The organism is Streptomyces antioxidans (assembly GCF_000968685.2).
Taxonomy (GTDB): Bacteria; Actinomycetota; Actinomycetes; order Streptomycetales; family Streptomycetaceae; genus Streptomyces; species Streptomyces antioxidans.
This window is the reverse complement of sequence record NZ_LAKD02000057.1, coordinates 1-22,474: the sequence shown is the minus strand read 5'-3', so window position 1 is coordinate 22,474 and position 22,474 is coordinate 1. Positions and strand designations below refer to the sequence as shown.

The following is a 22,474-nucleotide window of genomic DNA, read 5'->3' as shown; positions in this document are numbered from 1 at the left end:
TTATGTGTCCGCACCCGCCTCGGCAGAGCGCCAGCGTCACAGGAGGGTAGCCACACAGGGCGGATGGTGCCGGATATCCGCTCCCTGGGCGATCCACTGGTGCAGGCGTTGAGATGATTCAGGCAACACATCCCGGCGTCCGGTACAGACAGCGACGCGCGCTGCCAGTTCCCGCAGGGCGGCGATCCCGCAGTCGGCAGCCAGGGCCAGCAAGCTGTCGGGGACATACGAGGCTACTTCTTGGTGCCGACCGGCGAGAGCGAGTAGTCGGGCGACCGCAAACAGATCCGGATGGGCTGCTTCCAACAGTTCCCGCACGGCCTCATGGCCTGCCGGTGTGTTCACGGCGCGGTCGAGGTAGTAGACGGCACGCGGCAGCAGTGTCGGCTGCGCGCGCACGATTCCGGGGATGCGCCGGGACACCTCCGCTTCGGGGTCTATGCGGGGCAGGGCGTATCTGAGGGCGCGCACGTCGTTGTTCTGTATGCCGCGGCGCCACACCTCTGGCGGGTTCCCTGCGACATCGCGTGCTGGCCCGGCGAATACGGTGGCCACCGATTCGGTGGTGCTCTTCTCCGCTGACAGGCGAAGCCCGAGGGCTTCGAGTCCGGCTTTTACTGCGGCACGGACATGCTCAGCTTCGGCGGTGTCGTGAACGAAGACATGCCAGTCGTCGCCCCAGCGGATCCACCGATCCGGCGCCATCGCGGTGAGTCGCGCGTCGATCGGGTGTAAGGCTGCTGTGCCGAGCCGGTTGGCCCAGCGATGCCCAGGAAACAGCGAGCGGCCGGTCTTGTGGTGCAGTTCCGTCAGCTGCTGGGCGAGCGTGTCGGTCATCCAGGGCGCATCGAGCAGCACGTGCAGAGGAAGCGACTCCCCGAATCGGTGGATGTCGAGTTTCAGTACGAGCGGTAGCTCCGTCTGGCGTCCGAGCGCGTGCATTCGGTCCCGTCTCGCGCGGTAGGCGCGGCGGTAGTCCCAGTCTGTTGAGCGGTAGCTGAGTACCTCAGGGTGTGGTCGGTGGCGGTGTAAGGATCGTTCGACCAGGAGGTGCATGTGGGCGCGTACGGTCGAGTCCACGACGGGTATGTCTTCCGTGCGCCGGGCGAGTGGGACCCGAAGCCACCCGATGTCGAGCTGAGGCGGCGCAGACAGGGTTCCGTCGGCCAGCGCCCGGGTGACGTCGGCGGCGCCGAGAGCGTCGGGGATCCAATCCGTCATCAGGTCGTGGCTGAAACCCATGCTGATCGCCCTGTTCGGCGGGGTGGCGTCGCCTCTCACAGCGGCATGATGTCACCCCGCAGGCAATTGCCCATGTGGTATCGCCAGAGGGACTGCGAGGCGCAGAGGGGGGAACATGGCCAACGGTTCGACGCCGCAGGACGGGCTGGACGTCCTCGCGGCGCTGGGTGTCTTGGTAGGAAAGACGCCCAGCCATGCCGACGGGACGATGAATCTGCTGCTGTCGCACATGCTGGACACCGCGGCCGTCGCCGACGTCATGTGGGAGCGGTTTTTGGCTCCGTCCACCCGGCGACTGCTTGACGAGATCGCCGGAGGTACGGACAGGGGGCGCGGGTTGTTCGTGTGGCTCTGCGGAGTGCACGACTGCGGGAAAGCCACTCCAGCCTTCCAGAGGAGATGGCAGACCGAGGCTGCGGCGGTACGGGCAGCTGGGCTGCGATGGCATGAGCCGACCGCCCAGCGGTTCGATTGGCATCACGGGCGCGCCGGAGGACACCTGCTGCAATGGCTGCTCAGGGATGCTGAATGGCCGGACGAGCAGATCGCTTGGGTATGGCCGATTGTGGCAGGCCATCATGGCTTCTTCCCCGTCGCAAGTGCCCTGAGGCCGGACCCCAGAGCGCGTGGCCAGCTGGAGGGCGACGGGCGCTGGACGACAGTGCAGCGGGCCCTCGTTCAGCGCCTCACCGAGGAGCTGGAGCTGGGCTCGTTTGCGGACCTCGCGCCTGTGCTGGTGCCGACACGGGCTGCCCAGCTGCACCTGAGCGGGTTTGTCGTGATGGCGGACTGGATCGCCAGCGGTTCCAAGCAGTTCCCCGGTGTCGACTCTCTGGGTGAGGTGAGCTTCGCCCGCGCGAGGGATCGTGCCGGCAAGGCATGGGCCAAGATCGGCCTGCGGGGTGGCTGGGGGGAATTGCCCGAGCCCGAATCCGACGCTTTCGTACGGCGGTTCGGGTGCGAGCCGCGTCCATCGCAGGTGCTGGCCGTGGAGACGGCACGGCAGATAGAGACTCCGGGGCTATTGATCGTCGAGGCTCCTATGGGAGACGGCAAGACCTGGGCCGGGCTGATGGCGGCGGAAGTTCTGGCCGCGAAATTCGGCGCGGACGGCGTGTTTGTCGGTATGCCGGAATGGGCGACTCATGACCCCATGTTCAGGCAGGTCAGACAGTGGGTGAGCCGCATTGACTCGAACTTGGCCGCGCGCGTCTCCCTGCTGCACGGAAAACGTATCCTCAACAAGGACTGGAGCGCGCTGCTGAGCGAACCACCCGAGGCTCGGCTTGGCGCAGTCGGCGAATGCGGAGAGCCCGCGGAGGGCGGTCGGTGCGTACCCGGAGGCAGTGGGCAGGCACACGCTGAACCATCGGGATCGCAGGTACCTGCCGAGTGGTTCTTCGGGTACGGGCGCGGGCTTCTGTGCCCCTTCGTCGTCGCGCCTCTTGACCAGCTGCTGTACGCCACGACCCGCACCAAGTTCGTGATGCTCCGTATGGCCGGACTGATGGGCAAAGTCGTCGTGCTCGACGAGGTCCACGCCACCGACGTCTACTCTTCGCAGTTCCTGCTGGAGGGCTTGCGCTGGTTCGGCCAGGCAGGCGTACCTGTGGTACTGCTGTCCGCGACGCTGCCGGCCGCGCAGCGTCAGGCTCTGGTGTACGCCTATCTCGCGGGGGCCGCAGGACGTGAGGAGTACACGGCTGACGATCTCAGCCACCCTGGGGGCTACCCTTCCATCACTGCGGCCTGGAGAGCGCCGGAGGGCACCGGACACCGTTCCACCGCACCATCCTGTGTGAGCCGGCGTGCGGACCTATCCTTCACGGTCGAACTCATGCCGGAGCCGGTCCCGCAGCCACATACCGATCCTGCTCTGCGTCGGATGGCACAGGACGCCGCCGACACTGCTGTCGCCGATCGGCTCGAGGAGGAACTGGCACACGGCGGATGCGCCCTGGTCATCCGCAACAGCGTGGCGCGGGCCCAGACACTCTGCACCGCGTTGCGTGAGCGCTTCGGTGACGAAGTGGTGCTGCTGCACGAGCAGCTCACCCTCGGAACACGCGCCGATCGCACAGCGCACTGCCTGCACCAGCTAGCCCCGCAACAAGATGGCCCGGGACGGGAGCGGCCCACCCGATTCGTCGTGGTCGCCACCCAGGTGGCTGAACAGGCATTTGATGTCGACGTGGACCTTCTGATCACAGACATGGCCCCGATCGATCTGCTGCTGCAGAGAATCGGCCGTCTGCACCGCGGTGACAAACTGCTCCGCCCTGTTCGGCTTACCTCGCCACGCGTGATCGTTACGGGATACGCCTCCGGGGACACCACCCCTGGTGCAGACGACATCGACCCGCCTCCGGGGGGCCTAGGCATCCCACGGTTCCTTGCGTGTACCGAATCCCTCTACGACCGCCATCTGCTGCTGCGCACGGCGGCTTTGGTGTTCAGGGCTGCCCGGCACCAGGGCGCATGGAGCATCCCGGGGGACATTCCTGCGCTCGTGGCGGCCGGATACGGCAGCGAGGATGAGGTTCCGCAACCGTGGCGGGACGCAGCGCAGTCAGCCCGATGGCGTTGGGAAGATGAACAGCGCAAACAGGCACAGAATGCCTCACATCATCTACTGACAAGGCGCGGTGACAAAGAAGGGCCGACGCTGGCCGGTCTCCATTACGTCGCCGTTCCTCCCAGCAGTGGTGACGGTGGTTTGACCGCCTTGGTACGAGACGGGGATCCGGGCGTGGAGGCCGTCCTCCTGGTGCGAGATGGCAGGAGATACCGGACACTTTCGGGAAGTGTTCTGGCGGAGGACGGCGCCCTCCCGGATGAAGAATCAGTCAACGACGTTCTCGCAGGCGCGGTGAGACTCCCCGCGAGTTGCGGCCGCGGGGTGGCCGAAGCCCTACATGTCCCGCCTGGCTGGGACAAGCACCCTTGGCTTGGCCGTAGCCGCGCTTTGGTTCTCGAGGCCGATGGAACCTCTGTCCTTGCCGGTCGGCGGCTACGCTTCGACACCGTTCTCGGGCTCATGGACGACGGCCCCGTTGTCTGAGGGGCGGTGGAAGGGAACGCGGCGTCTTTAACGTGGCGTTGCAAAGAAGCACCTGGAGGCCATCGTTTCCGCCCGTCAGCCCTGTTGACCTCGGAGTGGGGCGAGGGTGAGCAGACCGCAGCCATAGGCCTTGGCTGGGCCGATTCCTTCCAGGAGCCGGGTGGTGAACGCGGCAGGGTTGGTGACACGCAGGCGGCCTTCGAAGGTGACGCTGTGGAAGGTGACACGGGGGCCTTTGCCGTTCTTCGTGAATGAGTGGCGACGGTGGGCGGTGATACGTATCTCACGCGCCGGGTTCGGATCCCAGGCCCTCTTCTCAGCCCCGGAGTCGCTGTCGGCCGTCGCTTGGGCCAGACCGGGGGCAGGAGCATCGGTGCGGGATACGGGAATCTCGAAACCCCACCGTTCAGCGCGGGTGAGAAACCAGTCGAGCTGTGCGGGTGCGGTGCGATGGGCCATCCTGAAGCCCCTCCTGCGCTTACCCTCTGAGTCGTCAGCAATGCGAGCTGCCTGGGCAGACGTGGGCCTAGTCGGATTCTGAGTGTTCTGGACCGGGTTGGCGGTCAGACGGAACGCGAACTCCCGTCCTGTGGCGATCTGGTCGAGGAGGGTGGTGTAGTCGCGGACGGCTGCGTGTTCCCCCTCGGCGTCGGGCCATCCGGCCTTCTCAACGATGTGGGTCCAGTCGGGCTTGGACCGCGTGAGGACGAACAGGTATGGCCGGTGGGGATTGTCAGCGTCAAGTCGCCACAGAAGGCGCTCTCTGTCCGGGCTTCCGGGGATGCCGCCCACGACGGCGGCGTGCATCGCGCGGGGATTGGCCAGCAGTACGCGGCTCTCGGCGCGGAGTGGATTGATACGGATCCGGGAGAGGTAGGTCATGGCGGTCACCAGCCCAGCAGGGCGAAGGGGTCATGTCCGGCGGCCTCGTCCTGGCCGTCGGTGACGTTGGTGTCGGGCTGTGGAAAGCCGGTGGGGATGCTCAGCCAGCCGTGGCGCACGCGCCGGCTGGTGAAGCTGCGGGCGTAGGGGTCGAAGGACACTGGGGAGTCATGGAGGACATCGTCGCCCTCGGGGTCCTCGATGGTGACCGAGCGGTCAATGCGCGCTGGATACAGGGGACGGTCGAGCTCACGCTCGCGACCGCACTGAGCGGCGTACTGTTCGCGGGCTCGCCGAGATGCCTGCCACGGCTCGTCCCCCAGCACATCCTCGAGGCTTCCCTCACGGAGCCCGAGGGATACCGGCTGGGTGGGCGGGCAGGAGCGGCGCCCGAGTGCGAGTGGGAACGCGGGGGCACGGACGGCGTGGTCCAGCGTCTTCATCAGCTCGCGAGAACCACCGACGGCGGCCAGGAAGACCGCGTCCTGGAGGTAGTAGCGGGTTGTCACATGAGTGTGTTTGGGCGGTGAGGTCGGCCTCTGGAGGCCCTTGGCCGAGACGCCGGCCTGGGGCAGCGCCCGGCCCCGGTAGTCGCTGACAGTGTGGTAATCACGCAGCAGCGTCCCGGGCTGGTCGACGCGGATGCCCAGGCGCAGTGGAAGCAACTCGTCGAGAGGTTCCTCGCGGGCACGTCCGGCTGCCGCTGCCAGCAGGCCGATCACGCCGGATTTAGTGGGTTCTGCGTTAGTCTCACGCCGGTTGAAGGCACTGCGTGAGCCCCACGCCTGGAGCGGCCCGGCCAGCCGGAGCAGCAACACCGCCTGGCTATTGCTTTGCGCTCCTTGTGAGCTGGTGGAACGTGGTGTCATCAGGCGGCCTGCTTGACGGTGTCGGTGAGGTAGGTGCGCAGACCGGCCAGGAGCTGGGGGAAGGTGACAGCCTCACCGAAGGTGTCCGAGAGCAGCTCCGTGGTCTGTCCGCTGTCGGTGAAGGTGTGGCACAGGGAAGTGAAAGCCGGCGCGTCTCCCCAGGCCCGGGTGGCCGTTGCGTACTCGCGTGCGAGGCGGCGGGCGGAGGCCGCTGCGATACCGGAGGAGGTCGCGACCGGCTCTTCGAAGGCGGAGACGAGATTCACCGGCTGGTCGTCGCGCACCACGACCGCGACCAGGCTGGGCAGAGTCCGGTGGGCGAAGGAATTGCCGTAGCCGGTGGGCATGGAGCGAGCGAAGGAAGTGACGAACTCCTCGACCGCGGTGACGGCCGCCTCCTGATCCGTGAGGTTGCGCAAGAGCTGGTGCAAGCCGACCGACGCGTAGCGGTAGAGGGTGGCGGAGTTGAAGCCGATGGTCCCGATCATGCCCGCACCGGTCTCCTCCCCCTTCTTCGTCTCGTCGTCGACCGCTGTGAAGTAGTCGAATTCCAGCTCGACAGCATGGGTGGACAGCGCATGAGCCACCTGTGTGGCCGCGTCGACGTTCAAGGCCGGGATGTCGGCGACCATGCGGCCGAACAAGGCGACGTCCATGGGGTGACCAGTGCTGAATTTTTCCTGGACCGGCAGCTGCTTGATCTCGGCGGCCAGCTCCGTGTCGTCGAGAGCGGCGAGTTCAGCAGCCCGGTCGTGGATGAGCGCGGCCACGTCGTCGAGCTGGCGATGGCCGTAGAAGAACAGATAGGCGGTGTCGCCCTCCTTCTTGCCGGCACTGATCTTCAGCGGTGCCAGCAGTGCGCCCGCCAAGCGGGTCGATGCCTCGGTGTCCAGCCCAGTCCGATCGGCAATCCTGTCGGCGAGGGCCCCGTTGATACGCCGGGTGCGGGTAGCCAGGTCCTGCTCGGTTACCCGCTCGGTGAAGTGGACGCGGGTGGCACGCTTCCACGCTTGGGAGGAGACCCGGGATCGGCGGACGCCGCCGTAGTACGCCTCTTTGGGATTGCCCTGGTCGTCGCGGTTGAGGTTGGCCGGGGGCACGGTCTGCAGGATATGGACATCGACGTACGTACGAGGCAGGGGAAGTGCCATGAGGTCCTCCGGTGAAGCGGTCGGTGAAGTGCAGCGGGTGCGGCCTTTGCATGCTTCGATCACGGCGAGGTCGCCCAGGATGGTGGCGGTGTGGCGTCGGCGTGAGCAGGCGAGCACCCAGAGGTCTGCCGGTGAGCTCTAGGAGGCGTTCACGGGAGCTTCCGTGTCAGGCCGCGAGCCCCATGTGTGGTACGCGAGTCCCCAGCTGCGGCGGACACGCCGGCGCGATTCGGGGTAATGCCAGTCCTTGATGTCACGCAGCAGTCGGTCGTAGTCCAATGGCTGGCCGATGGTACGCAGTTGTGTGACCAGTCCGCGCAGCCGGTACACCAGGGTGGGCACAGAAGTGGCGTTCACCGCGGCCGCGACCCGGCGGTCAACGGCCTCCTCGCTGAAGCGGTCGCTGCGGCGCAAGGCGCGCAGGGCCTCCCCCACACTCGCTCTGGGCTTGTGCATGGGGCGGCGCTGGCTTTGCTGATGGAGGCCGTAGAGCGACAGGGCCGCGTGCTCGGCCTCGAGTTCCGGGGTGACCTGTCCGTCGGTAGAACTGGTGTAGAAGGGCCAGAGCGCGGGGACGGTAGCCGCGGTGTGGCCTAGCCCCGACCGCAAGGCGGCCAGGTCTTCCCCAGGGGGCTCCATTGGTGCCTTGCTCCTGGGATCCATGCGCCAGGTTCCGTCGGTTCGGACGTACTGGGCCCAATAGCGGGTGATGGAGGTCGTCGAGGTGCTAGTGGGGTCAGGGGCGGTGGGCACAGCGTGCACCCTTCCTGCGGAGATCTCGATGGTGGTGGTGTCCTACGCCGATTGTCCGCGGCCAGCGCTCAGGCGGCCTTACGTCGAGCAGCCCGGCGGGTGAGGATCGCGTCCATCCGGTCTCGGAATCCGCGCTCGGCAGTGCTGAGCCGATACGCACGTTCCTTGCCGTCTTTGGCCACGATCCGGCCGCTGAAGAGACTGGGAGCCGCGGTGGAGAAAACCTGCTCGGCTACCTTCCACGCCTCCCGCCCCGCTTTCTCCTCCCACGCCTCGAGCCCTTGCTCGGACCGGTCGAAATCCTCACCGACCTCACGCAGCCCGACCAGCAGGCGTCGCATCAACGGATCGAGAGCGTGCAGCAGGGTCTCACCCGGGCGCTGTCCCTTGTCCCAGGGAATCGGCTCACTGCCGGCGGCCCGCCGCAGGTCGGAGGAGAGATTATTCACCGCACCGGCAAGCTTCTCCGCCTGCGCCACAGCCTCCAGCACGCAGCCGAAGATGATGCCGTCCGGGTTCAACGCGGCCACTGGCAACGGGATCTCATCGAAGAACACATCTTCAATAACCGATGATTGAATGCCGTAGACCATGCCGGTCAGCTCCAGCCGCAGCGGATACCCCAGAGGCAATCCTTCCCGCACCACACTGAGCTGATCAAGCAGGACGCTGGTATGGAAACCAGTCCGAGTGTCCGTCGCCTCTCGCTGTTCGCTGACACGGCTGACGGCGAGCAGGGCCTCCAGACCACGCCAGGCTGCCCTGCCTGGCTGATGCCGACGAGGGCGTACAGCGGATGCCGCCCCAGGCTTTCCGGCCTGCTTCTTCCGGGCTTTTGCGCTCTCGACAATCCACGAGGTGTGCGGTTCGTGATCGGGCGCGGTATCGAGCCGGTCACCAGCTGCGACAATGACTCGCTGGACCCGCACTTCCGCCTGAGTTTCCTCAGGGACAAGCCGGATACGCCGTGCCTGCCACGTCCACACATCCAGCAGCCCACGGGACGGGCGGATCTGCCAAGCAGGCATGGCACACGACAGCGTGTCCTCGACCCTGCCCTCGACGGCGCGACGCCGCCATTGCGGCCGGTCATCCGAAAGCGGAGCCTGACCGAAGGGGATGTTCAACAGGAGAGTTTCAAAGATGGTGCGCCCCACCGGCATGACGACGCCCAACTGCCCCAGGGGCCCGACTGGGTTACCGGTCGTCTTGCCTGTCTTGACCTGCGGGTCACCGACGACACCGGTTTTGATGGCGGCCGTGTCCCAGCAGTGCGTATGGACCAGCCAGCGGGCTGCCTGCGCCGGGGTGAGCGGCAGCGGATCTCCCTCAGTGCGGGAGGAGAACAACGGCACGTTATTACCCGTAGCGGCTGTGGCGATCAGCAGGCTTGATCCCTTGGTCTCACCCTTCGCCGTGTGCAACCCCGCCACTTGAGCGAAGGGATGGACGGCATCGAGCAGATCGAAGGACTGGCGGTGTTTATCCAGGTAAGCGGTCAAGATTGCACTCTGCTGAGGCGAGAAGGCCCCCGCACGGAACATATCCAACCACTCGGCGGCATCCGCAGGCGGACCGAGAGCGTCAACGACGATCGGCAATAGCAACTGGCGGAAGATCGCGGGCTTCTGCGTGGGCAGGTCGACCACGATGTCCTGGAACTGATCTGCGTTCAGAAGGAGACGCCGAACGCCAGCCTTCTCGACCGGACCAAGCCCGCCCTGCGGCTCTCCTCCTGCAATTGTGCCGACAGTCCTCGCAGACAGCCACGGCTCATCCAGCAAACTGAACAAAATTGGGCTCCCCTCCCAATTTCCTCCGTCTAACGACGTGGCGTCAGCCTTGCACACCAGCCCACGGCTCCGCATGATGAATGCCAGAATCCACCTGCCCCAGTCTTACTCGCCAACGCACCATCGCGGGTCGGGGATGTTCCGTTCCTACGTCTTCACAGCGGGTTGGCCCCGCGAGCGCGGGGATCACCGGGGGTGAGCTCGGGTGAGGCCCGCGCCCGCCCTCGGTACAACGCTTACCCGCAGGCCGGCGTCAACCTGAGAGGCGGCTGGCCCTGCGACCAGCGGAGTATTTCCCAGGCGCCGCATCCGTCGTGCGCTATATGGAGCCCGCGCCAACGGCATGATCCGATCCGCCAGAGGCGGGCCCGGGCCGACCCCGCAGACGCGGGGAGCAGCAGTCCACCGCAGTGAGGCGGTAGCTGGGACGAGGACCAGCCCCCCGTGTTCGGGGAACAGATGAGCGCCTGGAGGATCAGGCCCATGGCCTTGGGGCCATCCCCGCAGGCGCGGGGAGCAGCTCTCCAGCCGCTTCTCGTACGCCTTCTCGTAGGGACCATCCCCGCGGGTGCGGGGAGCAGCACCACCGCTTGTGCCCGGCCATCAGCTCATCGGGACCATCCCCGCGGGCGCGGGGAGCAGCCGCATCCATCCCTCACGGTCACAAGGATCGGGGGACCATCCCCGCGGGCGCGGGGAGCAGAGGGCTACAGCGCTCTGACCAGCCATAATGACGGGACCATCCCCGCGGGCGCGGGGAGCAGTTCGTTGGGGCGGCGCCGTCGGGGCTTGCCGGGGGACCATCCCCGCGGGCGCGGGGAGCAGAGCACGGCGGTGATTCCCATGTAGGCGAGGTGGGGACCATCCCCGCGGGCGCGGGGAGCAGTCCAAGTCTTGGATCGTGCGGCGCAGGCGGGTGGGACCATCCCCGCGGGCGCGGGGAGCAGCCAGGGTCGGTCTCCCAGATGCGCGAGATGTTGGGACCATCCCCGCGGGCGCGGGGAGCAGAGCCGCGGTGACGCGCGTGTCCTCGTCTTGCTGGGACCATCCCCGCGGGCGCGGGGAGCAGACGCCACAGTCGCGGCATCGCTCGCGCCGGTCGGGACCATCCCCGCGGGCGCGGGGAGCAGGAGCCCACCTACGTCCCGCGCACCCGCCGCGCGGGACCATCCCCGCGGGCGCGGGGAGCAGTCCTGCTGCCGCATCTCCTTGTACTGCGTCTCGGGACCATCCCCGCGGGCGCGGGGAGCAGACTCCGTGACCTGCACGTTTATCTGGGAGTCGGTTCCCGGAAGAGCACTTTCACCAAATCCGGCATTCCAGGCATATGCAATGCGTGGTCCACGGCGCACGCTTCCACGCAGTTCATACCATCTTCCCGAACATGAACGGTCGTCAGCACAGCCTCCTACCGCTTCCCCGCCATACCGCCACTTATGGATGCCGCCGCATCGAGGGGCACTATAGAGGGGCTCACCTCGGGCCTTCCTCGCCCGCGCCGCGGCCTGACCACAAGGCAGAGAAGGTGAAGGACCACCCTCGCCAGACGATGCCCCCCCTCGTCGCCTCCCCCAGCCCTCATCTAGCGCACCATGGACACCAACGTCCGGGACCTGGCCGCGCCAACATGCAGTCGCTTTCGTAGCGTCTCAGCCGAAATCGACCGCTGATACGTCTCCCAATGCCACGCGTCTTCCGCCAAGGCACGCTCCAGAAGGTCATCTTCGTCAGCTCCAAGCTGACTACGCTGATCATCTTCCGATCGGGCCAGGACATGCGGCTGGTCAACTTCGACGCTCTTCTGCTCGATCATCACCGCAGCGTGTCCCACCGCATCGAAGGCAGCTTTACCGTTCTCAGCAGCCAGCAACAGATCCATCGCGTTCAGCGCCAACGTCATCAGACCGGAGAAGACCAGCAGCCGACGGGCTGGCCGGAGCTGTTACCGACTCTCGCCCTTCAGGGCCAGGTACCGGGTGCCCAGCAGCGAGCCCAGCGCAGAAAGGTCCAGCGCCGGGGCCACCAAGGGCGCGCCACCCACGGCGGGACGCCCAACCGCAGCGCCAGCGTCCGTACATTGCCGAAGCCGAACAAAAACGTCAGCCCCACCACCGCGGCCGTGATCAGCGTCACCGCCCGAAGCGTGACCGCCCGCTCGAAAGAAGCCCCCGCCCGACTGCTGACGCGTCTCGACCTCTCGCCTGCCATCAGCCCGCCCCGCCCCACGGCCCCAATGCACAACCAATGCACACTCGCGCGGGAACTACCGGGAACTCCCAGGTAGAAGAGCAAAGTGCGGCGATCCGGCCGAGCGTCCCGAACAGGGCATAGGCCCTGGTCAGAGAGCTAATGGCGGACGAGTCGGCCTGTACGCCGGGTTCTGTCTCCCGGGGGCCTCGCGGCCCTCGGGGAGGCGGCCATCCATCTAGGACCGGCGTTGCCGCCGGTCTCGTGCGGTCTACCCGCGGACTCGGGCGGGCAGCCCTCGGTCGTCCGCGCAGAGCCGCCGGGTGGCGGCTCCTCTTGACCTTGCTCCGGGTGGGGTTTACCGAGCCGTCCGAGTCACCTCGGACGCTGGTGGTCTCTTACACCACCGTTTCACCCTTACCGGTCGCCTCGCGGCGTCCGGCGGTCTGTTTTCTGTGGCACTGTCCCGCGGGTCACCCCGGGTGGGCGTTACCCACCACCCTGCCCTGTGGAGCCCGGACGTTCCTCGGCGAGGCCCTGAAGCCCCGACGCGACCGCCCGGCCGGCTCGTCCGCCGTGTTGACCATGATACCCGGCGGGCGGGCGGGCCGAGATCGGGCCGGAGGGCTTGGGGGCTTGGGGGCATTCGGTTCCTGGGGGTGGCTGGTCTCCCGCCGTACGCGGGGGCGGTGGGGCCGTACTGCCCCGGGGGATGACCCGGGTGGGGAAGACCACCTGGCGGGCGGGGTCGGCCTCCGGGTCGTCGATGATCGAGCGGGCCAGTTCCGCGGCGGCGCGGCCGATGTCCTCGACCGGCTGGGCGACGGTCGTGAGGTCGAGCCATTCGGCGAGGCGGTGGTCGTCGAAGCCCAGTACGGACATCCGGCCCGGGATGTCGACGCCGGAGGAGCGCAGGACCCCCCATCACCTCGATCGCCACCTCGATCAGCACCTCGTCGGGCTCGGCGAAGACGGCGGTGGGCGGGTTGCGCAGGCTCAGCAGTTGGCCGACGGCCTCGCGGATGCCGCGGCGGTACCGGGCGACGGGGTAGAGGACCAGCTCCTCGTCGTACGGCAGCCCGGCCTCCTCCAGTGTCTGGCGGTAGCCGATGAGCCGTTCCTTGGAGCTCCAGTAGAAGCCGGTGTCGTCGCTGGACTGGAGGAAGGCGATGCGCCGGCGCGAGTCCGCTGCGCACGGTGGTCTCGGTCATCCTCCCGCTGGCGCGGCCGGGGCTGTTCACGGCCGGGGCTGTTCACCTTCACTGCCACCTGGGCGGAGTTCCTGCTGGCCCTCACCTTCAACAGCGAGGACGCCTTCCGTACGGTGCAGGGCGGGATGACCCTGTTCACCAGCCAGTACACCGTCCCCTACGGCACGATCTAGGCCGGTGCGATGGCGGCCACCGTGCCCATCGCCGTCCTCGTCCTGATCTTCCGGCGGTCGGTGATCTCCAGGATGACATCGGGGGCGGTGAAGGGGTGACGCCGTGACGCCGTGACACCGCCATGAGCTGACGGCGCCTGCGGCACCCGGCCGCATTCGCACCCCGTTCCGTATCCGTATCCCCACCCGTACCCATCACCGCGAGGATCTCGTGACTCTTCAGCCCTCGGACCCCAACTGGTGGCGGCAGGCCGTCTTCTACCAGATCTACCCGCGCAGCTTCGCCGACTCGGACGCGGACGGCATCGGCGACCTGCCCGGTGTCACCTCACGGCTGCCGTACCTCGCCGACCTCGGCGTGGACTGCGTCTGGCTGAGCCCGTTCTATCCGTCCGCGCTCGCCGACGGCGGCTACGACGTGGCCGACTACCGCGATGTCGACCCGCGGCTCGGCACCCTGGACGACTTCGACCGGATGGTCGCCGAGGCCGACCGGCTCGGGCTGAAGGTCATGGTCGACATCGTGCCCAACCACACCTCGAGCGACCACGCGTGGTTCCGGGAGGCGCTGCGTTCGGCTCCCGGCTCCACCGCCCGCGCGCGGTATGTGTTCCGCGACGGGCGCGGTCCCGACGGCTCGCTCCCGCCCACCGACTGGATATCCTGCTTCGGCGGCCCGGCGTGGACCCGGCTGCCCGACGGACAGTGGTACCTCCACCTTTTCGCGCCCGAGCAGCCGGATCTGAACTGGGACCACCCGGAGGTGCGCGCCGACTTCCTCACCACGCTGCGCTTCTGGTCCGACCGCGGGGTGGCGGGCTTCCGCGTCGACGTGGCCCACGGCCTGGCCAAGGACCTGGCCGAACCGCTGCGCGACCTCGGGGACATACGGGGCTACGACCCGGACGAACTGCCCGAGGACGGCAGCCATCCGCTGTGGGACCGCGATGAGGTGCACGGCATCTTCCGCGAGTGGCGCGAGGTGATGAACGGGTACGACCCGCCGCGGATCGCCGTGGCCGAGGCGTGGGTACGCAACTCCCGCCGCACGCCGTACGCCAGCCCCGATGAGCTGGGCCAGGCGTTCAACTTCGACTTCCTCTACGCCCCGCTGTCCGCGCCCGCGCTGCACACCGCCATCGACAGCGCGCTGCACGATGCCCGTACGGCCGGTGCCTCGGCCACCTGGGTGCTCTCCAACCACGATGTGATCCGGCACGCCACCCGGCTGGCGCTGCCCGACGAGCTGGGCCGGGCGGGGCGTGAGGAGTGGCTGCTGGCCGACGGCCGGGAGCCTGAGGCCGATGCGGGGCTGGGGCTGCGCCGGGCCCGGGCCGCGACCCTGCTGATGCTCGCGCTGCCGGGGTCGTCGTACCTCTACCAGGGCGAGGAGTTGGGGCTTCCGGAGGTGGCCGAGCTGCCGAGGGATTCGCTCCAGGACCCGACCTGGGAGCGCAGCGGCGGGCGGATCAAGGGCCGTGACGGCTGCCGGGTGCCGCTGCCGTGGACGCGGTCCGGGCCGTCGTTCGGCTTCGGCGAGGGGGGCTCCTGGCTGCCGCAGCCGGAGTACTTCGGCGAGCTGTCGGCCGAGGCGCAGGCGGGGGTGGCGGGCTCCACGCTGGAGCTGTACCGGGAGGCGCTGCGGCTGCGCCGTGCGCTGGGCGGCGACGAGGGCGTGGAGTGGGTCGGCTCGGTGGAGGAGCTGAGCGCCGGGGTGCTGCACTTCCGGCGCTCCACGGGGTGGCACGGCCTCAGCAATCTGTCGGCGGTTCCGGTGCCGCTGCCGGAGGGGCTGGAGGTGGTGCTGGCCAGCGGTCCGCTCGATGGGGGATTGGTGGGGGCGTGGACGACGGTGTGGCTGCGGTAGGGGCTCCTGACGGGTCGTAAGACCTACGGCGGTGGATCCTGACGCCTGCGGCGGGCTGCGCCCCGCCCCGGCCCTTCCCGACACCTGAAGATGTGCGGCTCCGCCGCGTGGGGGGCGCCGCCCCGGGCCCCGGGGTGCGGGCGGCGGACGCCCGGTGAGCCGTAGACCGTAGGCTGCGGGGCGGGGCGGGCCGGTTTTCCGGGCGGCCCCGCGCTCTGCCCGCCGTCCACGACCATCCGCGCCCCGCCGCCCCCGACCATTCGACCTCCGAGGAGAGACCGTGCTCGTGCTGCTGCCCCCGTCCGAGGGAAAGGCCACAGGTGGCTCCGGGTCCCCGCTGGATCCGGGATCGCTGTCGTTGCCGGGCCTGGGCGAGGCGCGGGCGGAGGTGCTGGACGAGCTGGTGTCGCTGTGTTCGGGCGACGAGGGGAAGGCCGCGGAGGCGCTGGGGCTCAGCGAGGGGCTGCGCGGCGAGATCGCGAAGAACGCGGCGCTGCGGGAGGCCGCGGCGCGGCCCGCCGGGGAGATCTACACCGGTGTGCTGTACGACGCGCTCGGGCTGGCCACGCTGCCGGGTGCCGCGCGCCGCCGGGCGGAACGTTCGCTGCTGGTCTTCTCCGGACTGTGGGGCGCCGTACGGATCGACGACCGCATCCCCTCCTACCGCTGCTCGATGGGCGTGAGGCTCCCGGGACTCGGCGCGCTCGGCACCTACTGGCGGACCCGGACCCCGATGGCCGAGGTGCTTCCGGAGGCCGCCGGGAACGGGCCGGTGCTGGACCTGCGCTCGGCGGCGTACGCGGCGGCGTGGAAGCCCAAGGGGGCGGTGGCCGAGCGGACGGCGACGGTGCGGGTGCTCCAGTCGAAGATCGTGAACGGGGTCGAAAAACGGTCCGTCGTCAGCCACTTCAACAAGGCGACAAAGGGCCGGATCGTACGGGACCTGCTGACCGCGGGCACCGACCCGGACGGCCCCGCCGAACTGGTGGACGCACTGCGCGGGCTGGGGTACGCGGTGGAAGCGACACCGCCGGAGCGGGCGGGCCGGGCGTGGGGCTTAGATGTGGTGGTGACCGACTTGTAGGAGGGACGCCGGGCCCTGCGCGGCCGGGTCCGCGGTGACCATCGCGCACGGGCTCGTTGCGGGGTGCGCAACCCTCATTGCGCGGTGCGCCGCGGCACGGGCAGGATGGGTGCCGTGACTAGCACCGCGCCCTCCCCCGGTTCCCCGGACTCCTCGCTGCTCGACCTCGCCCCCGTCATCCCCGTGGTGATCGTCCATGACGTGGCCGACGCGGTTCCGATGGCCCGTGCGCTGGTGGCGGGCGGGCTGCTCGCGATCGAGGTGACCTTCCGGACGCCCGCCGCCGCGGACGCGATCCGGGCGATCGCCGAGGAGGTCCCGGACGCGGTCGTCGGCGCCGGTACGGTCCTGACCCCCGAGCAGGTGGAGACGGCCGTCGCCGCCGGGTCGCGCTTCCTGGTCACGCCCGGCTGGACGGACCGGCTGCTGGGGGCGCTGGACGGGTCCGGGCTGCCGTATCTGCCGGGCGTCTCGACCACCTCGGAGGTCGTGGCGCTGCTGGAGCGCGGGGTCGAGGAGATGAAGTTCTTCCCGGCGGAGGCGGCCGGGGGCACCGCGTATCTCAAGGCGCTCGCCTCACCGCTCCCCCGGGCCCGCTTCTGCCCGACCGGCGGGGTCCACGCCTCGAACGCCCTCGGGTATCTGTCCCTCCCCAACGTCGGCTGCGTGGGCGGCACGTGGATGCTGCCGCCGGACGCGCTGGAGACGGGCGACTGGGCCCGGGTCGAGTCCCTGGCCCGGGAGGCGGCGGCCCTGCGGCGGTGACGGCGGGCGCGAGCGACGCCCCAGCACCGTGACCGTGACCGCTACCGCGATCGGCACGGCGAATGCCACCGCGGCCGGCCCTACCGCGTCGGCCCTACCGCAGATGTGCCGTCTCGTTCAGCAGCCTCAAGGAGGCGTTCCCGTCACCGTAGTACGCCACCGCCGTCAGTGAGGCCGCCGAGAGCTCCATGCGGAACAGGGACTCCGGCGGGGCGCCCAGGGCCAGGCGGACCAGGGTTTTGATCGGGGTGACGTGGGTGACGAGCAGCACCGTACGGCCGGTGTAGCGGGCGATCAGCTTGTCGCGGGCCAGTGCGACCCGGTGCGTGACCGCAGCGAAGCTCTCGCCGCCCCCGGTGGGGGCCACCTCCGTGGAGGCCAGCCAGGCGTCCAGGTCGTCCGGGTAGCGCTCCTTGGCCTCCGCGAAGGTCAGGCCCTCCCAGGCGCCGAAGTCCGTCTCGCGCAACCCCTCTTCGACGCGGACGTCCAGGCCCAGGCGCCGGGCCACCACCTCGGCGGTCTCCCGGCAGCGCCGCAGCGGTGAGGCGACGACGGCCTGGATGGTGCCGCGTGCGGCGAGGGCCGCCGCCACCCGCTCGGCCTGGTGGCGGCCCACATCGGAGAGTCCGGGGTCGGTGCCGCCGCTGCCGGAGAAGCGCTTCTCGGGGGTGAGCGGGGTCTCCCCGTGCCGGAGCAGCACGAACGTGGCGGGGGTGCCCAGATCCGCCGCGCCCCAGCCCACCGCGGGGGCGGCCGTGGCCCCCGTGGCGGCCGTGGCCCCCGTGGCGGCGGGCTCGGCGAGGGCGTCATCGGCGGGCGCGGCGGCCTCCAGCGCGCCCGCCGCCAGCGTGCCGCCGGGCGGCACCTTCGGCCGCCACTCCTCGCCCCGCTTGCCCGCGTCCATCGCCTCGTTGGCGAGCCGGTCGGCGTGCTTGTTGTGCTCGCGCGGGATCCATTCGTACGCCGTCCGGCCGGGCGGGAGGATCGCCCCGGCCTCGGCGGCGAGCGGCCGCATATCGGGGTGCTTGATCTTCCAGCGGCCCGACATCTGCTCGATGACCAGCTTGGAGTCCATCCGCACCCGGACCTCGGCCGCCGGGTCCAGGGCGTACGCCGCCCGCAACCCGGCGATCAGGCCCTTGTACTCGGCCACGTTGTTGGTCACGGTGCCCAGGTACTCGGCCACCTCGGCGAGCGTCTCACCGGTCTCGGCGTCGCGCACCAGGGCGCCGTAGCCGGCCGGTCCGGGGTTGCCCCGGGACCCGCCGTCCGCCTCGACGATGAAGCGCCGCGCCATCGGCCTACAGCCCCGACTCGGGCGTACGGACCAGGATCCGGCGGCAGTTCTCGCAGCGCAGCACCGCGTCGGGGGCCGCCGAGCGCACCTCGTTGAGCTCGGTGATGGCGAGCTCCTGGCGGCAGCCGTCGCAGCTGCGCTGGTAGAGCCGGGCCGCGCCGACGCCGCCCTGCTGCTCGCGCAGCTTGTCGTAGAGGGTCAGCAGATCGGCGGGGACGGTCCCGGCGACCACTTCGCGCTCCTTGGTGACGGTCGCGATCTCGGCGTCGATCCCCTCGGCCGCCGCGTCCCGGCGCGCGGTGGCGTCGCCGATCTTCGACTGGAGGGATTGCACCCGCTCGGTCAGCTCGGCGATCCGCTCCTGGATGGACTCCCGGCGCTCCATGACCTCCAGGACGACGTCCTCCAGAGCGCCCTGGCGCTTGGCGAGGGAGGCGATCTCGTGCTGGAGGTTCTCCAGGTCCTTCGACGAGGTGACGGCGCCGGAGTCCAGGCGCTTCTGGTCGCGGGCGGCGCGCTGGCGCACCTGCTCCACGTCCTGCTCCGCCTTGGTCTGCTCGCGGGCGGTGTCGCTCTCCTCGGTCTGCGCGGCGATCAGCAGGTCGCGCAGCTGGGTGTGATCGGCGTTCAGCGTCTCGATCTCGGCGTGCTCGGGCAGCGTCCTGCGCTTGTGCGCGAGCTGCGACTGCCGGACGTCGAGCGCCTGGACGTCGAGGAGGCGGATCTGATCGGCGGGCGCGGCATTCAGCGTGGGGCTCCAGGGGAGTCGAGTGGGACGGAAACACGGATACGGAACACGGAAACGAAGTCGAGGTCGAGGTCAGGGGGTCGGGCGAGGGGCGGCGGGGGCCGCGGCGTGGGCCGTCCAGGGGTCGGTCACGATACGGGAGACATGCGTCCGCAGACCCCACCCATGGCGGTCGGAGATCGCGTCCAGCTGGGCCGCGGCCTGCTCCGTCCAGGGCCATTCGGTGGCCCAGTGCGCGGCGTCCAGCAGGGCGAGATCGCTGCGCTCCCGCGCCTCCGAGGACGGGTGGTGGCGCAGATCGGCGGTGAGGAACGCGTCGACCCCGGCCGCGCGCACCGCGTCGAAGAGGCCGTCGCCGGAGCCGCCGCTGACGGCCACCCGGCGGACGGTACGGTCCGGGTCGCCCGCGGCGCGGATCCCCTGCGCGGTGGCGGGCAGCCGGGCGGCGGCGCGCTCGGCGAACTCCCGCACCGTCTCGGGATGGTCGAGCTCGCAGATCCGGCCCAGTCCGCGACGGCCCTCGGGGTCGGTGGCGTCCGGCACGAGCGGACCGACGATCCGCAGGTCGAGCGCGCCGGCGAGGGCGTCGGAGACACCGGGGTCGGCGGTGTCGGCGTTGGTGTGCGCGACATGCAGGGCGATGCCGCCTCTGATCAGGGTGTGCACCACCCGGCCCTTGAAGGTGGAGGCGGCGACCGTGGTCGTCCCCCGCAGATAGAGCGGATGGTGGGTGATCAGCAGATCGGCGCCGAGCTCCACCGCCTCGTCGGCCACTTCCTGGACCGGGTCGACGGCGAACAGCACGCGGGTGACCTCGGCGTCGGGGTCACCGCACACCGTGCCGACGGCGTCCCACTGCTCCGCCCGCTCGGGCGGCCAGAGGGCGTCGAGTGCGGCGAGGACGTCGTTGAGTGCGGGCACGGGGCAAGGCTACCTCCCGGATCACGGCCGAGCCCTGCCCCGGCCTTCACCCAGCGCGACGGCCCGGAGGGGCGGGCTCGGCGTCCCAAGGGGCGGGCTCGGCGTCCCAAGGGGCGGGCTCGGCGTCCCAAGGGGCCTCAGTGGACGAGGTAGCCGCGGAGGTCGTCCAGGACCCGGTCGGCGGCGGTGACGCCGAGGCCCAGGTACCAGGTCTCCTCGTCGACGTTTCGTGCCCGGCCCGCCTTGACCGCCCTCAGCTTCTTCCACAGCGGATTGGACCGCGCCTGGTCGCGCTTGGTGGCCTTGGGGTCGCCGTAGACACCGGTGAAGATCCAGTCGGCGTCGGCCTCGTCGATCCGCTCCGGGCTGATCTCCGCGGCGAGATCGTTGATCCGCTGGTTCTCGGGGCGCGGCAGACCGACGTCGCGGAGGATGGTGCCGATGAAGGACGCCTTGGCGTAGAGCCGGGTGGCCTGCGGCATAAAGCGGAGCATGGTGATCGTCGGCTTCTCGGCGCCGATGTCCTCGCCCAGCTTCTCGGCCTTCTTCTCGTACGCGTCGAGGGAGCGCTCGGCCTCGGCGGTGCGGTCCAGGGCCGCGGCGTTGAGGCGGTAGTTCTCCTTCCAGGTGAAGCCGGGGCGGATGGAGAAGACGGTCGGGGCGATCTGCTTCAGCTCGTCGTAGAGCGGTTCGGCGCGCAGCTTGCTGCCGAGGATCAGATCGGGGTGGAGGGCGTTGATGGCCTCGAGGTTGAGGTTGTTGATGGTGCCGACGTTCTTCGGGTTCCCGGCGTCCTTCTTGAGGTAGCCGGGTATGGCCTGGTCGCCCTCGGAGGGGGCGTAGCCGACCGGCTTCAGCCCCAGCGAGACCACGTTGTCGAGCTCGCCGACGTCGAGCACCACGACCCGCTTCGGCCTGCTCTTGAGCTCGGTCCTGCCCATCGCGTGGGTGATGGTGCGGGGGAACGCGCCGGGCTTCGCGGCCGTGCCCAGCTTCGCGGTCTCCTCGGCCGCCTTGCCGAAGTCCTTCCCGCCCTGGGCAACGGACTTCCCGCCCCCGCCGTTGCGCTCGCCGCCGCCCGCGCCGCCGTCCGACGATCCACAGGCGGTGAGGGAGAGCGCCCCGGCCAGGGCGAGGGCGAGGGCGGCGCTGCCGCGGGCGCGCGGGGGCAGGGACATGACGGGGCTCCAGGGATAGCCGGGCGCGCCCGTTCTCACGAGCGCGCCGATCGCACTTAGGTGTGCCTTACTTTAACCGCAAAGCTTGATTCCTCAACCATCCGTGTCGCTCACAGCACACTCACCCCCGACCTCTCAGGTAAATCGGACACGGCCACACTTACGGGTGGAGCGCACCCATTATGGCCGTCGACAGGAAGGGCGAAAACTACGTTCAGTGGGCGGAGGTGACTGAACGATGACTGCCTGTGCCTTCGACACCGCCCTCACCGAGGGCGTCGGCGACCGGCCACGAGGGGATTTCACCATCGCCTCGGACCGCTCGTACGGCGCGCGGCTCGCGCTCAGCGGGGAGGCGGGCTGCTGGTACCCCGAGCGCTGGACGCTGGACGGCCCGGAGCCCTACGCCGTACCGCTGCCCGCCGCCCAGCCCGAGGAGCCGGACAGCGAGTTGCTGCCGCTGGCCGACGGGCAGGTGCTCATCCACCGCCAGGTGGCGGGCCACCACGCCTTCTCGCTGCTCTACCCGACCGGCCCCGGCACCGGCGAGCGCCCGCTCGGCGGCATCGACCGCGCCGAGGTCTCGCTGCTGCCGCCCGCGCCAGGCGGGCTGTGCGCTTTCGCGCTGGGGCGCGGGCCGCGGTCCACCTCCATCTGGCTGCTGTTCGGCGGCGGCGTCCTCGCCCCCCAGCACCTGGCCGAGGTGCCCGGCCGCTGTACGGGCGGCAGTTGGCTGGACCGTACGGGCCGACTGCTGGCCCTCGACCGCGAACTCGACGGCCGCACCAAGACCGTGGTGGTCGACCTGCGGCGGGGCGGCGAGACCAGCCCGCTGCTCCAGATCACCGAGCGCAGCGACGACCGGCTGCTGCTCGCCGACCCGGACAGCGGTCTGCTGCTCGTACGCTCCGACGCGCCCGGTGAGCAGCGGCTGGGCTGGGGCGTGCTGGGCAGCACCCGCCCGGTGCGGTTCCCGGACTGTCTGCGTCCCGCGGGGTGGTCGGAGGCCACGCCGTTCGCCGTACAGCCGGGGCAGGTGCTGACGCCCGAGGTGTGCGCGGTGGCCTTCCGCATCGACGGACGGGGCGGCTCCGGGGCCGGGGCCGGGCGGCCGTGGGTGGGCGTATGGCGCCCGTCGGAGCGGCGCTTGTGCGAGTTCCCGGCCCCGGAGGGCTGGCTCCCGGGCGCGGGCCTCTGGACGAGGGACGGCGAGCTGCGCCTGCCGTACGCCACGCCCCAAGTGCCCTGCGGACTCGCGAGGGTGCGCCCACCAGGGGCGGTGGGGGCGGTGG

17 protein-coding genes, 1 other RNA gene, 1 pseudogene and 1 CRISPR repeat array are annotated in these 22,474 nt (G+C 69.8%); of the genes and pseudogenes, 5 read left to right on the top strand and 14 right to left on the bottom strand.

The annotated features are described in order from the left end of the window. Positions 1–36 precede the first annotated feature (36 nt). Positions 37–1,281 carry a reverse transcriptase family protein gene (locus tag VT50_RS22925; protein WP_240529267.1) on the bottom strand — a complete coding sequence of 415 codons (1,245 nt, stop codon included), beginning with the start codon at positions 1,279–1,281 and terminating at the stop codon, positions 37–39. Between the two features lie 76 nt (positions 1,282–1,357). Here VT50_RS22925 and VT50_RS22920 point away from each other — a divergent pair, with 76 nt between their 5' ends. Then, complete coding sequence (locus VT50_RS22920; RefSeq protein WP_046085823.1) at positions 1,358–4,303, top strand: CRISPR-associated helicase/endonuclease Cas3; 2,946 nt, start codon at positions 1,358–1,360, stop codon at positions 4,301–4,303. Positions 4,304–4,378: 75 nt separating this feature from the next. On the opposite strand, the gene cas6e is transcribed toward VT50_RS22920, so the two are convergent. The 9 genes and pseudogenes from cas6e to VT50_RS41430 all read right to left on the bottom strand — a co-directional run. Next, entirely contained in the window at positions 4,379–5,185 is an 807-nt protein-coding gene (gene cas6e, locus VT50_RS22915; RefSeq protein ID WP_046085842.1) for a type I-E CRISPR-associated protein Cas6/Cse3/CasE, read from the bottom strand. Positions 5,186–5,190: 5 nt separating this feature from the next. After that, complete coding sequence (gene cas5e, locus VT50_RS22910) at positions 5,191–6,054, bottom strand: type I-E CRISPR-associated protein Cas5/CasD (RefSeq protein WP_046085824.1); 864 nt, start codon at positions 6,052–6,054, stop codon at positions 5,191–5,193. After that, positions 6,054–7,205: a type I-E CRISPR-associated protein Cas7/Cse4/CasC gene (gene cas7e / locus VT50_RS22905; RefSeq protein ID WP_046085825.1), complete on the bottom strand. Its 1,152-nt coding sequence runs from the start codon at positions 7,203–7,205 to the stop codon at positions 6,054–6,056. The genes cas5e and cas7e overlap by 1 nt, the downstream gene beginning before the upstream one ends. Positions 7,206–7,343: 138 nt before the next feature. Continuing rightward, the gene (gene casB, locus VT50_RS22900) at positions 7,344–7,868 is read right to left on the bottom strand and encodes a type I-E CRISPR-associated protein Cse2/CasB (RefSeq protein ID WP_078840684.1); all 525 of its coding nucleotides are present in this window, start codon (positions 7,866–7,868) and stop codon (positions 7,344–7,346) included. A gap of 158 nt (positions 7,869–8,026) precedes the next feature. Next, entirely contained in the window at positions 8,027–9,751 is a 1,725-nt protein-coding gene (gene casA, locus VT50_RS22895; protein WP_240529266.1) for a type I-E CRISPR-associated protein Cse1/CasA, read from the bottom strand. Between the two features lie 491 nt (positions 9,752–10,242). Then, positions 10,243–11,003: a CRISPR direct-repeat array (repeat unit 29 nt; unit sequence GGGACCATCCCCGCGGGCGCGGGGAGCAG). Between the two features lie 330 nt (positions 11,004–11,333). After that, the gene (locus tag VT50_RS40015) at positions 11,334–11,651 is read right to left on the bottom strand and encodes a hypothetical protein (RefSeq protein ID WP_143645250.1); all 318 of its coding nucleotides are present in this window, start codon (positions 11,649–11,651) and stop codon (positions 11,334–11,336) included. A 59-nt stretch (positions 11,652–11,710) separates the two neighbouring features. Continuing rightward, complete coding sequence (locus tag VT50_RS40010) at positions 11,711–11,884, bottom strand: hypothetical protein (RefSeq protein WP_206269465.1); 174 nt, start codon at positions 11,882–11,884, stop codon at positions 11,711–11,713. Between the two features lie 220 nt (positions 11,885–12,104). After that, positions 12,105–12,508: RNase P RNA component class A (gene rnpB / locus VT50_RS22885), an RNA gene on the bottom strand. A gap of 186 nt (positions 12,509–12,694) precedes the next feature. Beyond that, positions 12,695–12,820: pseudogene (locus tag VT50_RS41430) on the bottom strand (LacI family transcriptional regulator); the annotation flags it as partial. A gap of 713 nt (positions 12,821–13,533) precedes the next feature. Here VT50_RS41430 and VT50_RS22870 point away from each other — a divergent pair. The 3 genes from VT50_RS22870 to eda all read left to right on the top strand — a co-directional run bounded on the left by VT50_RS22870 (position 13,534) and on the right by eda (position 17,038). Continuing rightward, positions 13,534–15,189 carry a glycoside hydrolase family 13 protein gene (locus VT50_RS22870; protein WP_240529264.1) on the top strand — a complete coding sequence of 552 codons (1,656 nt, stop codon included), beginning with the start codon at positions 13,534–13,536 and terminating at the stop codon, positions 15,187–15,189. Between the two features lie 280 nt (positions 15,190–15,469). Then, complete coding sequence (gene yaaA / locus VT50_RS22865) at positions 15,470–16,273, top strand: peroxide stress protein YaaA (protein ID WP_046085829.1); 804 nt, start codon at positions 15,470–15,472, stop codon at positions 16,271–16,273. 105 nt (positions 16,274–16,378) lie between these two features. Next, positions 16,379–17,038, top strand: a complete 660-nt coding sequence (gene eda / locus VT50_RS22860; RefSeq protein WP_046085830.1) for a bifunctional 4-hydroxy-2-oxoglutarate aldolase/2-dehydro-3-deoxy-phosphogluconate aldolase — start codon at positions 16,379–16,381, stop codon at positions 17,036–17,038. Between the two features lie 94 nt (positions 17,039–17,132). On the opposite strand, the gene VT50_RS22855 is transcribed toward eda, so the two are convergent. From VT50_RS22855 to VT50_RS22840, 4 genes are all read right to left on the bottom strand, one after another. Next, on the bottom strand, positions 17,133–18,335 hold the full coding sequence (locus tag VT50_RS22855; protein ID WP_046085831.1) for a bifunctional RNase H/acid phosphatase: 1,203 nt from the start codon (positions 18,333–18,335) through the stop codon (positions 17,133–17,135). Between the two features lie 4 nt (positions 18,336–18,339). Continuing rightward, on the bottom strand, positions 18,340–19,083 hold the full coding sequence (locus VT50_RS22850; protein ID WP_075200323.1) for a zinc ribbon domain-containing protein: 744 nt from the start codon (positions 19,081–19,083) through the stop codon (positions 18,340–18,342). Between the two features lie 72 nt (positions 19,084–19,155). Continuing rightward, positions 19,156–20,004, bottom strand: a complete 849-nt coding sequence (locus tag VT50_RS22845; RefSeq protein ID WP_046085833.1) for a Nif3-like dinuclear metal center hexameric protein — start codon at positions 20,002–20,004, stop codon at positions 19,156–19,158. A 137-nt stretch (positions 20,005–20,141) separates the two neighbouring features. Beyond that, the gene (locus tag VT50_RS22840) at positions 20,142–21,182 is read right to left on the bottom strand and encodes an ABC transporter substrate-binding protein (RefSeq protein WP_206269463.1); all 1,041 of its coding nucleotides are present in this window, start codon (positions 21,180–21,182) and stop codon (positions 20,142–20,144) included. A gap of 238 nt (positions 21,183–21,420) precedes the next feature. Between VT50_RS22840 and VT50_RS22835 the strand changes: the two genes are divergently transcribed. Next, positions 21,421–22,474, top strand: a 1,054-nt coding sequence (locus VT50_RS22835; RefSeq protein ID WP_206269462.1) for a hypothetical protein, incomplete at its 3' end; no start/stop codon positions are given.

Excerpts from the sequence above, each read along its gene's own strand:
- VT50_RS22920 (WP_046085823.1), top strand. The coding sequence starts at position 1,358 with ATGGCCAACGGTTCGACGCCGCAGGACGGGCTGGACGTCCTCGCGGCG.
- cas6e (WP_046085842.1), bottom strand. The coding sequence starts at position 5,185 with ATGACCTACCTCTCCCGGATCCGTATCAATCCACTCCGCGCCGAGAGC.
- cas5e (WP_046085824.1), bottom strand. The coding sequence starts at position 6,054 with ATGACACCACGTTCCACCAGCTCACAAGGAGCGCAAAGCAATAGCCAG.
- cas7e (WP_046085825.1), bottom strand. The coding sequence starts at position 7,205 with ATGGCACTTCCCCTGCCTCGTACGTACGTCGATGTCCATATCCTGCAG.
- casB (WP_078840684.1), bottom strand. The coding sequence starts at position 7,868 with ATGGATCCCAGGAGCAAGGCACCAATGGAGCCCCCTGGGGAAGACCTG.
- VT50_RS40015 (WP_143645250.1), bottom strand. The coding sequence starts at position 11,651 with ATGACGTTGGCGCTGAACGCGATGGATCTGTTGCTGGCTGCTGAGAAC.
- eda (WP_046085830.1), top strand. The coding sequence starts at position 16,379 with ATGGGTGCCGTGACTAGCACCGCGCCCTCCCCCGGTTCCCCGGACTCC.
- VT50_RS22855 (WP_046085831.1), bottom strand. The coding sequence starts at position 18,335 with ATGGCGCGGCGCTTCATCGTCGAGGCGGACGGCGGGTCCCGGGGCAAC.
- VT50_RS22840 (WP_206269463.1), bottom strand. The coding sequence starts at position 21,182 with ATGTCCCTGCCCCCGCGCGCCCGCGGCAGCGCCGCCCTCGCCCTCGCC.